At 70.7% G+C, this 14944-nt stretch carries 17 protein-coding genes; 10 read left to right on the top strand and 7 right to left on the bottom strand.

The genetic code is table 11. The features are described from left to right. On the top strand, positions 1-470 hold a 470-nt coding region (locus tag AC07C1_RS40460), incomplete at its 5' end, for an IS630 family transposase (RefSeq protein ID WP_478947112.1). Here AC07C1_RS40460 and AC07C1_RS40455 read toward each other — a convergent pair. Beyond that, positions 467-760, bottom strand: coding sequence for a hypothetical protein (locus AC07C1_RS40455; protein ID WP_478947111.1), 294 nt, complete (start codon positions 758-760; stop codon positions 467-469). The genes AC07C1_RS40460 and AC07C1_RS40455 overlap by 4 nt on opposite strands. Before the next feature lie 490 nt (positions 761-1250). Here AC07C1_RS40455 and AC07C1_RS40450 point away from each other — a divergent pair, with 490 nt between their 5' ends. Further along, positions 1251-1658: an MFS transporter gene (locus AC07C1_RS40450; protein WP_478947114.1), complete on the top strand. Its 408-nt coding sequence runs from the start codon at positions 1251-1253 to the stop codon at positions 1656-1658. Next, positions 1659-2186, top strand: coding sequence for an MFS transporter (locus tag AC07C1_RS40445; RefSeq protein ID WP_478947110.1), 528 nt, complete (start codon positions 1659-1661; stop codon positions 2184-2186). It begins immediately after the preceding gene. A 358-nt stretch (positions 2187-2544) separates the two neighbouring features. On the opposite strand, the gene AC07C1_RS40440 is transcribed toward AC07C1_RS40445, so the two are convergent. The 3 genes from AC07C1_RS40440 to AC07C1_RS40430 all read right to left on the bottom strand — a co-directional run bounded on the left by AC07C1_RS40440 (position 2545) and on the right by AC07C1_RS40430 (position 6126). Continuing rightward, a complete protein-coding gene (locus AC07C1_RS40440; protein ID WP_478947109.1) occupies positions 2545-3414 on the bottom strand; it encodes an NmrA/HSCARG family protein in 870 nt (289 codons plus the stop codon). Between the two features lie 316 nt (positions 3415-3730). Then, positions 3731-4678, bottom strand: a complete 948-nt coding sequence (locus AC07C1_RS40435) for a hypothetical protein (RefSeq protein ID WP_478947108.1) — start codon at positions 4676-4678, stop codon at positions 3731-3733. Positions 4679-5040: 362 nt separating this feature from the next. Next, on the bottom strand, positions 5041-6126 hold the full coding sequence (locus tag AC07C1_RS40430; RefSeq protein WP_478947107.1) for a DUF5937 family protein: 1086 nt from the start codon (positions 6124-6126) through the stop codon (positions 5041-5043). Positions 6127-6227: 101 nt separating this feature from the next. On the opposite strand from AC07C1_RS40430, the gene AC07C1_RS40425 reads away from it, so the two are divergent. Beyond that, on the top strand, positions 6228-7412 hold the full coding sequence (locus AC07C1_RS40425; protein WP_478947106.1) for an MFS transporter: 1185 nt from the start codon (positions 6228-6230) through the stop codon (positions 7410-7412). A gap of 295 nt (positions 7413-7707) precedes the next feature. Here the strand turns inward: AC07C1_RS40425 and AC07C1_RS40420 are convergent, their stop codons facing one another. Together AC07C1_RS40420 and AC07C1_RS40415 are read right to left on the bottom strand one after the other, a co-directional pair. Next, on the bottom strand, positions 7708-8637 hold the full coding sequence (locus AC07C1_RS40420; protein WP_478947105.1) for a M56 family metallopeptidase: 930 nt from the start codon (positions 8635-8637) through the stop codon (positions 7708-7710). Continuing rightward, positions 8634-9005: a BlaI/MecI/CopY family transcriptional regulator gene (locus tag AC07C1_RS40415; RefSeq protein WP_478947104.1), complete on the bottom strand. Its 372-nt coding sequence runs from the start codon at positions 9003-9005 to the stop codon at positions 8634-8636. Before AC07C1_RS40415 ends, AC07C1_RS40420 begins: the two co-directional genes overlap by 4 nt. 117 nt (positions 9006-9122) lie before the next feature. On the opposite strand from AC07C1_RS40415, the gene AC07C1_RS40410 reads away from it, so the two are divergent. The 5 genes from AC07C1_RS40410 to AC07C1_RS40390 are packed head-to-tail and all read left to right on the top strand — an operon-like array spanning position 9123 to position 13089. Beyond that, positions 9123-9785, top strand: a complete 663-nt coding sequence (locus tag AC07C1_RS40410; protein WP_478947103.1) for a DedA family protein — start codon at positions 9123-9125, stop codon at positions 9783-9785. Further along, positions 9782-10387 (top strand): phosphatase PAP2 family protein, encoded by a 606-nt coding sequence (locus tag AC07C1_RS40405; protein WP_478947102.1) that lies wholly within the window; start codon positions 9782-9784, stop codon positions 10385-10387. Before AC07C1_RS40410 ends, AC07C1_RS40405 begins: the two co-directional genes overlap by 4 nt. Beyond that, positions 10384-11091: a phosphatase PAP2 family protein gene (locus AC07C1_RS40400; protein ID WP_478947101.1), complete on the top strand. Its 708-nt coding sequence runs from the start codon at positions 10384-10386 to the stop codon at positions 11089-11091. The genes AC07C1_RS40405 and AC07C1_RS40400 overlap by 4 nt, the downstream gene beginning before the upstream one ends. After that, positions 11066-11728, top strand: coding sequence for a response regulator transcription factor (locus AC07C1_RS40395; RefSeq protein WP_478947100.1), 663 nt, complete (start codon positions 11066-11068; stop codon positions 11726-11728). Before AC07C1_RS40400 ends, AC07C1_RS40395 begins: the two co-directional genes overlap by 26 nt. After that, positions 11725-13089 carry an ATP-binding protein gene (locus AC07C1_RS40390; protein WP_478947099.1) on the top strand — a complete coding sequence of 455 codons (1365 nt, stop codon included), beginning with the start codon at positions 11725-11727 and terminating at the stop codon, positions 13087-13089. The genes AC07C1_RS40395 and AC07C1_RS40390 overlap by 4 nt, the downstream gene beginning before the upstream one ends. On the opposite strand, the gene AC07C1_RS40385 is transcribed toward AC07C1_RS40390, so the two are convergent. Continuing rightward, positions 13070-13957: a COG4705 family protein gene (locus AC07C1_RS40385; RefSeq protein WP_478947098.1), complete on the bottom strand. Its 888-nt coding sequence runs from the start codon at positions 13955-13957 to the stop codon at positions 13070-13072. The genes AC07C1_RS40390 and AC07C1_RS40385 overlap by 20 nt on opposite strands. 386 nt (positions 13958-14343) lie before the next feature. Between AC07C1_RS40385 and AC07C1_RS40380 the strand changes: the two genes are divergently transcribed. Continuing rightward, positions 14344-14853 carry a DinB family protein gene (locus AC07C1_RS40380; RefSeq protein ID WP_478947113.1) on the top strand — a complete coding sequence of 170 codons (510 nt, stop codon included), beginning with the start codon at positions 14344-14346 and terminating at the stop codon, positions 14851-14853. Positions 14854-14944 lie beyond the last annotated feature (91 nt).

Raw genomic sequence — 14944 nt, 5'->3', positions numbered from 1 at the left:
ACGTCCGGGCCGGCACCACCACCCTGTTCGCCGCACTGGAAGTCGCCACCGGCAAGGTGATCGGCTCCCTGCACCGACGCCACCGGGCCGTCGAGTTCAAGAAGTTCCTGACAAAGCTCGACAAGGAGGTCCCCGCTGACCTCGATGTCCATCTCATCCTGGACAACTACGTCACTCACAAGACACCCGCCATCAAGCAGTGGCTGCTGGCGCACCCGCGCTTCCATCTGCACTTCACACCGACGAGTTCGTCCTGGCTGAACCTGGTGGAGCGGTGGTTCGCCGAGCTCACGCAGAAGAAGCTCAAGCGAGGCGTCCACCGCTCCGTGCAAGCCCTGGAACGGGATATCCGCAGCTGGCTCGCCGACTGGAACGAAGACCCCAGGCCGTTCATCTGGACGAAGACCGCAGACGAGATCCTCGACAAAGTCGCCGCCTACTGCCGACGAATCTCCGACTCAGGTCACTAGCGCTGGTCCGGGTTGAGCTCCGCGTACACCATCTCGACCAGCTCGTCAGCCTCGGCGGTTTGAGAGTCGTCGGGAACCACGTAGTACCCACCCAGCGTGGTGATCACGTCCTGCTCTGACTTGTCGTACTCGTGGAGACGGTCTTTCTGCTCCTTGGAGGTCTCAGGGTTGCGGGTTTGCCACCACCACACCTTGTTCCGGATCTCCTCCTTCGACAGGGGGCCTATCAGGACGATGTCCCTCCCCTGGATCTTCCCTGTGATCCTGAGGGAGTTCGCGTCGGTAGCCATGCGCATGTCTCCTTTCACCGTAAGGAGCCGCCATCAGCGCCTCTCTTGACCGCGGCACGCAGCGGATACCCGGTGGAGCCCCTCACTCACGGTCTCAGTCGACCAATGACCGGAACCGGTGAAGGTGGCCCGGCGACTGGAGCGTTACTTTCGGATGACCGGGCACCCAGGCTCGGCTCTACGATCGTTTGGGCTCACCAGCACGCGGCCGGGGCCCGCATCCGGTGACCCGCCGCATCGGGCGGCCCAGGTTCGGACGTGGTCATCGCGGACAGGACGTACTCCTCCCGCACGATCCGCATCCACCGCGTCGGCGTGTCCGAGTGGTGATCCCGCGGGCCGTCAGACAGGTAACCCGGCGTAAGGAGTGTGACCACGGGCAGGCCGTCGGCCCTCGACCACGACGCCTACCGTCGGCGTAACCCGGTCGAGCGGTGCTTCAGCAAGTTCGAGCAGCGGCCCGCCACCCGCTACGGCAAGACCGCCACCGATTGTCTCGCTGCCCTGCACATCGCGAGCATCTCGGTCCTCAGTCGCAGAGGCTGCCGCCCTGACCCCACCCGTCCGGCGTGGCCGCGCCGTCGGAACTGTCACCAGTGGCATCGTCACCGGGATTCTGCTGGCCCGGGCCGCCGCCGGCGTCCTCGCCGACCTTGCCGGCTGGCGGGCGGTCTACCTGGCGTCCGCGGGCGTCACCGCCGTCCTCGCCTTGCTGCTGCGTCGTGTTCTGCGCCGGGGCGCGCCGTCCGCGGGGGTGCGCGAGGCGTCGTACGGACGGCTGGTGACCTCGACCGTCACCCTGTTCGCCCGGCATCCGCTGTTGCGGTCCGGGGCGCGCTGGCCCTGCTGGTGTTCGCGGCCTTCAGCACTCTGTGGAGCGGCATGGCGCAGCCCCTGAGTGGTCCGCCGTGGTCGCTGTCGCACACCGCGATCGGCGTTCGGGCTCGCCGGGGCGGCCAGAGCCGTCGCCGCCGGAGTCGCCAGGCGCTGGAACGGCCGAGGGCTCGCCCAGCGCACGACCGGCGTCGGTCTCGCCCTGCTGGCGCCTTCCTGGCTCCCGATCGCCTTGGCCCGGCAATCCCTGTGGGCGCTGGCGATCGGTGCCATCCTGCTGGACTTCGCCGTGCAGGCCGTCCACGTCACCAACCAGACCCTCATCCACGCCGTCCGCCCCGACGCGGTCAGCAGGATCATCGGCGGCTACGTGGTCTTCTACTCGGCCGGCAGCAGCCTCGGCGCGCTCGGCTCCTCCCTCGCCTACGCGACGGCGGGCTGGCCGGCCGTGACAGCCCTCGGCACGTCATTCAGTCTCGCCGCCCTGCTCCTGTGGGCAACGACCCGCCGTATGAGGCTGCCCGGCGACAATCCGGCAGTTGAGCGGCCGAGCCCTGCGGCCCAGGTTGATCCGAAGAACAGGCGGCTCTAAGCGGGCCGGGCCGGCCCCCCGTTGCCGACCGGTGGCGGGCTCGCCGGCGCGGGCGGCACGGAAGCCCCGTCGGACACGGCGGCATGCTCGGGCGGCCCGACGGCAGCGCCGGCACCCGCCGACGGTGCCTGCCCGGGTCGAGGCGGTAGCGGGACGAGGTCGGCATCTTCGGCCCGCTCCCCCACGGCCGATTCCCGCCCAGGCCCCCCCAGGCCCGCCAGCTGCCCCTGAGCGCTCCGGCTGGCTGTTATCGGCGGTCCAGGCAGTCCACACCCTCAGCTCGCTCCAGCCCTGGTGCTACTCCACGCATCCGGCCGAGCTCGAAAAGACCATCAGCGCCGGTCGGGCCGTCTTGCCCTCACGCCTGCCAGTGATGCCTGTGCAAATATTCCTCCAGAGACAGCATCTCCGGGCGGATCTCGCGCAGCCGCTCCCGGTCGGCCTCGTAGCCGGTGGTCTCGAACCAGCGCTGCATCACGTACATCTCCTCCCCTTGCTGTTCGCGGAAGTCGTCCCAGGAGAGGCGACGTACCTCCACCGGACGCTGCAAGACTCGGGTGAAGACCTCGGCGGTCTGCGTCATCGACAACTCGTCCCCCGCCAGGTCCACAGACCGTCCCACCCACTGGTCGGGCCGGCTCATGGCCAGCAGGGTGAACGCGCCGATGTCCTCGACACTGATCTGCTGCAGCGGCCGCTCAGGCGACAGTGGCGTCCCCAGGGAGCCGTTCATGATCTCTTGCCGACGGCCCTCCCAGTTCTCCATCAGGAACACCGGCCGCAGCACGGTGAAGGGAACCGAGCTCTGCGCGAGATGCTGCTCGATCTCGTACTTGCTGTCGAAGTGCGGAATGCCGGTGTTCTTATGGGCGCTGCCCACCGAACTGAACACGAAGTGCTCCACCCCGGCTTCTGCCGCAAGGTCCACCATGAGCCTGCCCTGGGCCACCTCTTCCCCATAGCCGGCGCCGAAGTACTGCGTCACGCAGAACACGGCATCCACGCCGGCCAAGGCCGCGCGCAGTGACGCGGCGTTCCCCAGGTCCCCGGCCACCACCTGCGCACCCTGATCCGCCAGCGCACGAGCGGCCGGCTTGTCCGGATCACGAGTCAACGCATGCACCGGCCAACCGGCTTGAAGCAGATGCCGGGCCACGGCTCCACCCTGCCGGCCCGTGGCTCCCAGCACCAGCACCGCCTGGCGCCGCACGTCCGCTTCGGAAGTCATGGGTACCCACCTCTCAACACGCCGCCACCGCGACCGCTCACTTCGCGACGACAACCCTGCGACCAGCAGTAACGGCCCATCGGTACCACCAGCCGCCAGTCACCCAAACTGGTGCGACGCTTCCGGGACGACGAAGCAGCTGTTCTCGATCGTCGCGGCGAAGGCACGCTGATGGGCCACGGGGGTGAGGGTGTCGTGCACGCCGCTGAAGACCGGCGTGGGCACACCCTTGAGGCCCGTCCTTCATCCGCCCTGGCGGACGAAGGCGGTCGACGGGCCCCCGCGGTGAGCGGGATCAGCGGATCGGAGGGAACGCCTAGGCGTAGTAGTGGATCGTCCCGCGCAGGGCCGGCTTGGCGCCCTCACAGTGCTGGACGAACGTGGCCGCCAGCGCCGTGACCTCACCGTCGGTGCCGCGGACCACCTTGGTGATGGTCAGCTCGCCGTTACTGGCGTTGCAGCCGCCGAAGCCGGAGACGTCGAGACCGGCCGTACCGGGACCGTTGCCCCGCTCGGCCGTATAGGTGCGGCCCGCCTCGAAGGACTCGCCGACGGGTGGGACGAGAAGAGCCGACCACTTCTCCCGCTTGCTGGAAGCCTCGTAGGACAGTCCTCCGATTCCCCAGGAGTGGAGGGAGAAGAGGCTGGTGGCACCGGTGTGGATGCCGGTGCGGCCCTGGCCGACGTAGTCACCGGGTTCGCTGGCGTAGGAGAAGGACAGCGGGTAGGCGTGGTACTTGACCACCCCCTTCAGCGCGGGCGCGTCGGCGGACTCGCAGCGCTGTGTGTACGTGGCGTCCAGCGTGGTGATCGCACCGGACGCGTCCGCCTCGATCTGGTTGACCGTGAACTGGCCGTAGACCCTGTTGCAGCCGCGTGACTGGCCACTGACGTCCAGGCCGGGGGCCCGGCCGGTGGTGAACCCGGCGCGTTCGGCGTCGCGGTAGATGCCAGGGTGGAGCTTCTCCCCCGCCGGGGCCTCAAGCTGGACAGTCCACCAGTCGGCGTCGTTCTCGATCCGGACGGTCAGCGTCTCAGGGGCCCCTTCAACGGCGATCGTCGCCGTCTTCGGGGTGTAGGCCACGCTGCCGCCCTGACCGACCCAGTCCCCGCTCTCGCTGGTGTGGCTGTACTTCGTCACGGCGACCGGTGTCGTGGTAGCCGCTTCGGCAGGCGCGGCCAGGCCGGCCGTCAGACCGATCGCTGCGGTCAGGCCCGCCAGCGCGCCAAGCAGGCCGCGCCGGCATCTGGTGCGGGTAGCCATGGGTTGAAATCCCCCTCTGTTGGTCGGGCCCCTTTCCGGGGTCCCGAACAGGTGTCGTAACGACTGACAGTTGACTGTCCCCGGAGCAGCACACCAAACTCCTGAAGTCGCGTGCGCCTCAGGTGAGTTGAGGGGACGAAGCGGGGCGGCCGCGGCCTTCGTGGCATCGTCCGACTCGGCAGGCCGCCGAGCAGTACCGACGCGGCCGCCCGCGCCCCTGGGGCAGCGCACCGGCTGCACCGCCGGACCTTCCTCCCCCGCATCCGGTCCGGCCGCGCGGGCCAGGCCTGTCACTCCTCGTCGGTGGCGTCCCTGCCGCGAGGCGACGCGGTGTCAAGCGCGTTCCGGCAGACCGGAGCCACTCAGCGCAGTACGGCCGTCAGCAGGTCCATGCCCAGCGCCGTCAGATCGGGCAGATTGAGGGTGTAACGGACGTAACGACCGTGCCGCCGGGCCGTGAGCAGGCCCGCGCGGCGCAGGACGGCGAGGTGGCGGGAGACCTCCGGGGGTGAGAGTTCCCAGGCGTGGGCCAGCTCACGGGTGGTGTGCGGGCCGCGGGCCAGAGTTCGCAGTAGCCGCAGCCGTACCGGATGTGCGAGTGCCTCCAGCCGTAGTGTGACCGTTTCCAGCGATACGGGCTCTGCTGGACTCGGCTCGGCCACGGGGTACTGCACCACCGGCTGCCACCCGGGCGCGTGGACCGCCACCAGGTGCGGACGGCCGAAGACACTGGGGATGAAGGTGACCCCGGTGCCGTGGGCGGCGGTCGCCTTGTCCTGCAGCTTGTCCACGATGATGCAGTCGCCGTCCGGTGCCAGGGTGACCGCGCCGGAGACCGAGGCGAGTGCCGACCCGATGCCCTGGCGCTTCAGCAGGTCGTTCTTCAGACGCAGGTCGGTGGCGAGCTGCACGGCGACGCCCGTCCAGGCGGTGTCGAAGAAGGCCTCGGCGCACTGTTCGAGGGTGCGGCGCACCCGCGCCCGCACAGTGCCCGGGTCCGCGAGCAGCCGTTCCGCGAAGGCCTCTTGCCGCGCGCCGCGGGCCTGGGCGACGTCCAGGGCCCGCTCGCGCGCAGCCGCGTCGGTGAGCGGTGACGGCGCGCCGAAGTGGACGCGGTTGCTGCCGCACGTGGTGACGAGCGCGGCGGTCACATAGGTCTCGTCGTCGATCCGGTCCACGTCGTCCAACTCCTCCGCGAGGGTCGGCCGAGGCCGGGCAGGAAGCAGGAAGTCCGCCTGTGAGGAACGCCAGAGGAAGTCCGCCTCCCGCAACCGTTCGGCCAGCTCAGGCCGCAGCCCGGCCCAGACGTCCCCGGCCCAGCCGGCGAGCTGCGGATGATGCCCGGGTTCGGCCAGCACGTGCAGCATCGCGGTCAGCTCGGCCAGCGGGGAGGCGGCGAACCGCAGTCGCTCGGACGGCAGGCCGCTGATGTCGATCCTCAACGTCATCCCCGCATCATCGCCGCCCGGGTGGCCGGCGACGTCGTCGATTGACGGTGTCCGTCAACCGACGTGCCCGGCCCGGTGGGCCGAACGCACCGTTTGACGCCATGACTACCACCACCAAGTTCCAGGCCCGCGCCCTCGTCCGTGCCTCCGGAGGCCCCCGCTATGCCGTGGCCCTAGCCGTGGACGCGCTCGGCACCGGGCTGCTGCGGCCCTTTCTGCTGCTCTACGGGGTGACGGTGCTGAGGCTGTCCGCGCCGATCACCGGCACCGCGATGACGGTCGGCGTCACCGCGGGTCTGGTGTGCATGCCGGCAGTGGGCCGATGGCTGGACCGGGGCGCACGCAGCACGGTCGTGGCAGCGTCGATGCTGGTGCGTGTGCTGGGCGTGGCGCTGCTGCTGGCCACCCCGGCGGGGCACGCCTGGCTGTTCGCGACGGCGGCGCTCTTCCTCGGCATCGGCAACCAGGCATGGCCGGCCGCCCACGCGGCTCTCGTGGCCACCGTCGCCCACGGCCGGCAACGCGACGCCGCTCTCGCGGGAGGCCGGGCCCTGCGCAACGCCGGCCTCGGCGCGGGCGCGCTCCTCGCCACCGCGTGCCTGGCGGGCGGCACCACCGCGTTGCAGGCGCTGGCAGCCGTCACCGGGCTCGCCTATCTCGCTGCGGCGGCCTTGGCCTGGTCGGTCCGCCTGCACGCGTATCCGGCCACTGCCCCGGCCGAGGACGGGGACCCCGGGACCGCACCCCGGATGCGCGCGCTGCTCGCCGCCAACGTGGTCTACGTCTTCTGCCTCAACGTCCCCGAAATCGCGCTCCCGCTGGTCCTGGTGACACAGCTGCACGCGTCCCCGGTGTGGTCGGCGGCCATCTTCGTGGCCAACACGGTGCTGGTGGTCATCCTGCAGTTTCCGGTCACCGTACTGATGTCCCGTTTCTCCCGGCGGAGCGTCCTGGCTGTCGCCGGTGTGGTACTCACCGTGTCCTACCTCGGCTTCCTGGCGGCCACCTCACTGGGGCACGGCTGGGGTGCTCCGGCCGTCGCCGGGGTGTCCGTGGTCTGCACGATCGGCGAGATCATCTACGCCGGCAGCGCCACCGCGCTCGTCACCCACCTCGCCCCGGCCCGTGTGCTGGGACGCGTCCTCGCCCGCTTCCAACTCTCCACGGGCTTCGGCCTCGCCGTCTCCCCGGCGGTCATCACCGCTCTCGCACCCTACGGTTCGGCCGCCCTGTGGGGCAGCCTCGCCGCCGCGACGCTCCTCTCCGCCTCCGCCGTCGCCCACTGAGCCGGAAAGGGCTGGTGCTACAGGTGGGTCCGCGTGTTCAACTGCCACCGACCTGGTGAGCTGAGAGGAGCGCCATCCGCCCTGGCCGGTGACAGAGTCGGTCGCCTGTGCGCCGGCGTTCGGCGAGCGATCCTTTTTCGTTGAGCGCGCGCGGACATGGCTTCCCGTAGAAGGCGCCTGCAATGGCTGGTCACCGCCGGCGATGGAAGTGCGGCCGGAGAGGAGGGTGTGCGGGCGGGCGCTTGCGGACCGCGGCGATCAGGACGAGCGTGTTCGTCTGTCGGGCGCCGGGCCGTCAGCGGCTCTCCTCGCCCTGGGCGACCTCGACCTCGTGGTGGAAGGCCACCACGCCGGTGGTCGCGGCTCCGGCGGGGAGGATCGCGCAGACGGTGAGGAGCAGGGCGATCCATCGCGTGGTGTTCGAGCGGCCGTCGTGGGGTGTGAGGAGGGCGGCGACCCGCTGGGGCACGGGGCCCGTGGCCGCCGCGGGGGCGAAGTCGGGGCGGGTGGAGTGTTCGGCGTCTTGGGCGAGGGCGGCGCGGGCGATGGCCCGGGCCAGCAGGCGACGGTCGCCGACGGTGGCAGCGGCACTCTCGTCGGCGGCACGTTCCACGGCGAGCCGGATGGTGCCACGTGTCGCGTGGAGCGCGGGGTGGCAGTGGGCGGCGAGTTCGGCGGCCGCGAGGAAAAAGTGGTGGCCGCCCGCGTTGTGGGCCCGCTCGTGGGCGAAGAGGGCTTCCCGTTCGGCTGGGCCGAGGCTGCGCAGCATCGCGGTGGTGACGACGATCCGGTGAGGCCTGCCGGGCAGGGCGTACGCGTCCGGATGCGGCGAGTCGACGACGCACAGGTCGCCGGCCGTGGGGCGGCGGTCGGCCGCGGTGCGAGCGGCCCGGAAGGCCCGGACCTGCCGCACGGCCGAGCGCCCGAGGGTCCAGGCGCCGACGGTGAGCGCGCCGGTGGCGAGCGTGGCGGCCGGGACGGCGAACAGGTCCGAGGGCGTGCGCAGCGGGTGGATGAGGTCACCGAGTGCCGCGAAGAGGGAGAGTTTGAGCAGTCCGATGAGCACGAGGGCGCCGAGTGCGGCCACGCACGCACCGGAGCACACCAGGCCGCAGACGGTCAGCGCCCGCAAGGCGGTGGCCGGGTCCAGGCGGGCGAGGGCACGCCGGGCCAGCGCCGGCAGCGCGAAGGGCAGCAGGAGCGGAATCAGCAAGAAGGCGATCACTGCTCGTCGGCCTCCAGCAGTTGGCGCAGCAGCTCCCCGTCGTCCGGGCTGAGCTGGGCGACGAACCGGGCGAGGACTGTCTCGCGGTCGGCGTCCCGGTCGAGTTCGGTGTGCATGCGCTGAGCGGTCAGCCCGGGGGCGTCCTGCATCGGGACGTAGGCGTAGCCGCGCCCGTGTCGCTCGCGGGCGACGACGCCCTTGTCATGGAGGCGGGACAGGATGGTCGTCACCGTCGTCCGGGCGAGTCCGGAGGAGAGTTCGATCTGGACCTGCGCCGGGGTGAGCGGTGCGCCGGCGGCCCACAGTGCGGCCATGACGGCGGCTTCGAGCTCGCCGGCCGGGCGGCGTTCGTCCTTCGGGTCGGTCATGGGAACGATCCTCACCCCTCTATCGTCTACAGTTCAGTAGACCGTCTACAGAATTGTAGTCACTGGTCGGGGTGCTGTTCCGATGCGCCCGCTCCGCCGGACCGAAGGGTCGCGACAATGTCCACACCCATCCCCCTATCGTCGCAGCTCGCTGTCAACGTGCTCGACGCCCATTCGCTGCTGGCCGCCTTCGGGGTGCTGGGGGTAGGGGTGGTGTTGTTCGCCGAGACCGGCTTGCTGATCGGCTTCTTCCTGCCGGGCGACTCGCTGCTGTTCACGGCGGGCCTGCTGTGCACCGGTACGGCCGACAGCGGGGTGAAGCTGTCGCTCGGGCCGCTGCTGGTGGCCGCCGCCGTCGGCGCGCTCGCCGGCGCGCAGTGCGGATATCTGCTCGGGAGAAGAGCGGGCGGCGCGCTGCTCGCCCGCAGCCGTTCGCCCCGGCTGCACCAGGGGGCGCACCGGGCCGAGGAGCTTCTGGAGAAGTACGGGTACGCGAAGGCGATCGTGCTGGCCCGGTTCGTGCCGGTGGTGCGGACGGTGCTGAACCCGATGGCGGGAGCGCTCCAGGTGCCCGTACGGACGTTCACCATCTGGCAGGTGGCCGGCGGCCTCGCCTGGAGCCTCGGCCTGACTCTCGCCGGTTACGCGCTCGGGTCCTCGATCCCGGATGTGGACCGGTATCTGCTGCCCATGGTGGCGGTGATCGTCGTCGTGTCGCTGATTCCGCTGGCCGCCGAGGTGTACCGCTCCCGCCGGGCGGCGAGGGAGGCGCGCGGATGATGCTCGCCATCGACGGGGCGTCGATCGACGGCTCGGCCTACACGCGGGTGGTGGACCTGGCCCACCGCTCCCCCGGCCTGCTGGACGACCTGGTGTCGGCCTGGTCGACGTACGGACTCGGGGTCTTCGCGCTGCTCATGGTCATCGGCTGGTGGCAGGCTCGGCGCGTCGGTGCCGCGCCGGCGGTGCTGGCGCTGGCGGTACCGGTGGTCGTGGTCCTGGCCTACGGCGTGGACGCGGCGCTGAAACTGGTGGTGCGCGAGCAGCGGCCCTGTCAGAGGCTGCACCTCAGCACGCTGGAGGCGTGTCCGGCGCCGGGCGACTGGTCCTTTCCCAGCAACCACGCGGCGATCGCCGGGGCGGCCGCGGTGGCGCTGCTGTTCGTCTCTCGTCGGCTCGGTGCCGTCGCGGTGGTGGCCGCGTGTGCGATGGCGGCTTCCCGGGTCTGGGTCGGCGCCCACTACCCGCACGACGTGGCGGCGGGGCTGGCCGTCGGCGCACTGGTCGCGCTGCTCGCGATGGCGGTGCTGCGCCGTTGTCCGGAGGCGGTGGTCCGGCGGGTCACGGCCACCCGCCTGCGTCCTCTGCTCCTCGTGTCATGAGCCGCGGCAAGGTCGCCGATCTGGCGGGCAGCGTCGCTCTCGGAGCGCTGGTGGGGTTTTGTGTGCTGACCATGTTCCTGGTCGGCGACGGAGCCCCGTCGGCCACCGACAGCGATCTGCTGGCCTGGTTCGTCGCCCATCGTCCGGACGTGGCCGTGGCGTCGGCCCGCGGGCTCACCTCCACCGGCACGGGTGTCGTCCCGTACCTGCTCGCCGTGCTGGCCGGGATCGTCGTGGGCCGCACAACAGGGCACCGGTTGTGCGCCGCCGGCCTCGCCGTCTTCTGCCTGGCCTCGGGGCAGGCCGTGCGCTACGGCGTGATGACGTTCGTCGCACGGGCCCGCCCGCCCCGGGCGGACTGGCAGACGCATGCCTCCGGCTGGGCTTTTCCCTCCGGCCACACCATGACGGCGGCCCTCAGCGCCGGTCTGCTCGTCCTGGCGATATGCCTGCGCGCCCCGCGCGGCAGGACACCGCTCGCCGTGGTCACCGCCTGCTGGGGTGCTCTGGTCGGGCTGACCCGTGTCTATCTCGGTGTGCACTGGTTCACCGATGTGATCGGCGGCTGGCTGCTGAGCGTCGGCTGGCTGGGGCTGTGTCTGTGCGCCTCGGCCTGGTGGCTGCCCGAGCGGTTCATCGCAGGCACGACACACACGGTTACCGAGTCGATGGAGGGCCATGCGCCACAGGATCCTGGTCGTTGAGGATGATCACATTCTGCGTGACGTGCTGCTGCGCGGGCTGCGCGAGGAGGGCTTCGACCCGGTGCCCGCTGCGGACGGCGCCACGGCACTGCGGCGGGCCACAGGCGACGTCGACGCGGCCGTACTCGACGTGGGGCTGCCGGACGCGGACGGGCGGGACGTGTGCCAGGCGATGCGGGCGAACGGATTCCTCGCCCCTGTCGTTTTCCTGTCCGCCCGCCATCACCTCACGGACCGGCTTTCGGGGTTCTCCGCCGGGGCCGACGACTATCTGCCCAAGCCGTTCCACCTCGCCGAACTCGCCGCCCGGCTGCGCGCGGCCGTCAGACGCGCCGCGCCCGGCCCGGCGGCCACGGCCGGTGACCTGGTCCTGGACCCCGTCCGGCACAGCCTGACCGCACGCGGTGTCCGGGTCGATCTGACCCCGACGGAGTTCCGTCTGCTGGCGGCGCTCATGGCGGCGTCCGGGGACATCGTGCGCCGACGCGACCTGGTCAGGGCGGGGTGGCCCGAGGGCGCGCAGGTCAGCGAGAACACCCTCGACCAGTATCTGACCCGGCTGCGTCGCAAACTGCGCGACAGCGGCAGCGCACTGACCGTCGGCACCGCCCGCGGGATCGGACACCGCCTGTCATGATCCCCCTTTCGGCACTCGCGTCGCGGCTCGCTCCGCGCACGCTGCGCGGCAGGCTCTCCCTCGTGGCGCTGACCACCGCCACGCTCCTGATGGTGATCCTCACCATCGCCTTCAACACCGTGGTCCGCCACCACCTCCAGCACCAGGCGGACGACGAACTGCGCGCCCGGGGCGCCGTCGTCGCCACGACCGTCGACACCAGTGGGCCGACCGTTCGCGTCCTGGAAACGTCCAACGACCAACTGCTCGACGCGAACGTCTGGATCTACGCCGGCACCCGACTGCTCGAACAACCGCCGTCACCCGCCGCCCCGTTGACCCGCGTCGCAGCGGGGCTCGCCGAGCGCGGCGGGCGGCACTGTGTCACCGCCGCAGGGCCTGGACCCGTCCGGCTGTGCTCCCAGCCGGTATCCCACGGCAGCGGTGCGGCCACCGTCGTCACGGCCCTGGCCCTCTCCCCCTACCGGAGTTCAGCCGACGTCCTCCTGCTCGGGTCGTTCGCCCTCGACGCGGTGATGCTCGCCTGTACTTACGCGCTGACGCGTCTGGCGGTCGGCCGCGCGCTGCGGCCCGTACGAACCATGACCGACCAGGCGGCCCAGTGGAGCGCCGTGGCGTCCGACGAACGTTTCGGCAGCGTGCGGCGCCCGGTCGAACTCGCCCGCCTGGGCGTCTCATTGGACGCACTGCTGGACCGCATACGCGCTGTGCTGCGCCACGAGAGACAGCTGACCGGGGAACTGTCGCACGAACTGCGTACCCCGCTGAGCCGTATCATCGCCGAACTCGACTGGTGGCAGAGCCGTCCGCGCTCGGCCGTCGAGACCCGAGCCGTCCACCGGGTCATCTCCGATGCCGCCGAGTCCATGCACACCATCTGCGACACGCTCCTGAACGACGCCCGTGAGGGCGCCGCCGTCGTCCCCGGCACGGCCGAGGTGGTGCCCACGCTGCACCGGCTGACCGAAAGCCTGGACAGGCCAGGCCACCTGACAGTGACCGTCGTCGGTGAAGGCGCGGGTCTGAAGGCCGCGGTGGCTCCCGCCCTCCTCCAACGGATCGTCAGTCCCCTGCTCGTCAATGCCGTGCGGTACGCCCGCTGCGGCGTCGTGGTCCGCACGGACCGGAAGTCCGGTCAGGTGCGCATCGACGTCACCGACGACGGGCACGGCGTGCCGGAGCTGTTCGTCGAGCAGCTCTTCCAGCCGGGCCGGCGGGCCGACCCGGACGACGGCCACGGCGGAGCGGGCCTCGGGCTGCCGCTCGCGCGGCGTCTGGCCCGCTCCGTCGGCGGCGAGGTGTCCTACGACCCGAGGCACGCGCCCGGTGCCCGTTTCGTGGTCAGCCTGCCGGCTGGCTGACCTGCTCGCTGTCGCCCGCGTGCGCAGGGGGCTTCCTTCCTTCCCGAACATGGGCGTACGCCATCATGCCGATCAGGAGCGCCAGCAGCACGGCCGAGGAACCGGCCGTGCCGAGATCGAGACCGCCCTTGGCGACCGGTTTGGTGAGGAAGTCGCCGGCCGTGGCGCCGAGCGGGCGGGTGAGGACGAAGGCGATCCAGAACAGCAGCACGTTCGGCACCACGGGCACCCGCATCAGAGCGAGCAGAACGCCCAACGCCGCTGAGACGAGGAGCGCTCCACCCGCGTACCCGAGTCCGGAGCTGTCGGACAGGAAGTCGCCCATGGACGTGCCGAGCGTGTTGGAGACGAGGATCGCCGCCCAGAACAGGGCCTCACCGCGGAAGGTGACGATGTCGCGGATGGCGAACGTCATCCCGGTCAGCTTCCAGACGACGAAGATGGCGATCAGGATCGAGATCAGGATCGCGGCGCCGGTGGGGTAGCCGAGTCCCAGGCCCTGCGGCCCCCAGCCGAGGGAGGCGCCCTTGGCGAGGTACTTGGCGCTGGCGTCGCGGTTCATGAAGTCGGACATCGTGGTGCCGGCCATGCTGGTCGACAGGATGACGGTCCAGTAGAAGAAGGGGTTGTAGCGCCGGGAGCGGAGCTGGATGACGAGCGTGACCACGAAGATCAGGAACAGCGCGATCGTGGTGAGGAAGTAGCCGAGCATCAGGGTCTGGGCGAAGAGGTCACCCGCGGTCTCGCCGAGCGTCGTCGCGGCGATTTTCATCACCCAGAAGGCCAGGGTCACCTCCGGCAGCTTCTTCATCCCGTATCCGTCGGTACGGGCGACATCCAGGTCGGTGCGGACATCCGGATTTTCCAAGGTCACTGGCTCCTTTACGGCCACGCCACAGGGCGCCCCGGCACAGCGGGCGCCCTGCGAGGGGGGAGGGCATGGGCGACTGCCTGCAGCAGCCGCGACGTCGACCTTGTCAGCGCCTGCCTGAACGCATCCTGAATGGCTGACGCCCTGTCATACCGCCGACATCCCGTCCCATTCCACCTCGGCGAGGTCCTTCCGTATCACCGCCAGGCACACGCCACCGACCTGCGCCCGGCCGTCCGCCGACGCCGTCACGACGACGTTGGTGACGTGATGCGCGTCATTCCAAGCGCGCCTTACGGGACAGGCCTCGGCACAGCACTTGATACCGGAACTCCCTGCATGACCGTAGGCATTGAGGGATCCTGGGGGCCGTGACCGAAGACATGAGCGCAACGGCTCCCGATAGTGAGGTGACGGCGCTTCTCAGGGCCTTGGACGGGCAGCGGCGGCACGTTCTCGGCATCCTCGAGGGGCTCGACGAGGAGGCCCTGCGGCGGCCGGTGCTGCCATCCGGATGGCACTGCCTGGGGCTGGTCCAGCACCTCGCGCTGGACGTCGAGCGGTTCTGGTTCCGTGCAGTCGTCGCCGGGGACGAGGAGATCATCCTTGGCCTGACGAGCGGCGACGAAGCCTGGAATGTGGCCCCGGAAGTGCCGGCCGGTGACGTGCTCGACCTGTACCGGCAGGAGACAGAACTCGTCGACGCCGTGATCACCACCACCCCTGCTGACGCCGCCCTGGCCTGGTGGCCCCGAGATCTTTTCGGCGAACCACACCTGCACACGCTGCGCGACGTCCTGCTCCACGTCATCACCGAGACCGCATGCCACGCCGGCCACCTAGATGCGGCACGAGAGCTCATCGACGGCCACCGCTGGCTGGTCCTGACCTAGGGCCTGTGTGAGGTCGTGATCATTCTCGGGTTCTGGTCCCATGCGGGGGTGGGACCTGGTAGGACGCTGGGTGTGACACGTACGCAACTCA

The sequence above is a fragment of the Streptomyces sp. NPDC045022 genome, from assembly GCF_056432605.1.
Note: the sequence above shows the minus strand (reverse complement) of the source record. Positions and strands in the feature narration are given on the sequence as shown.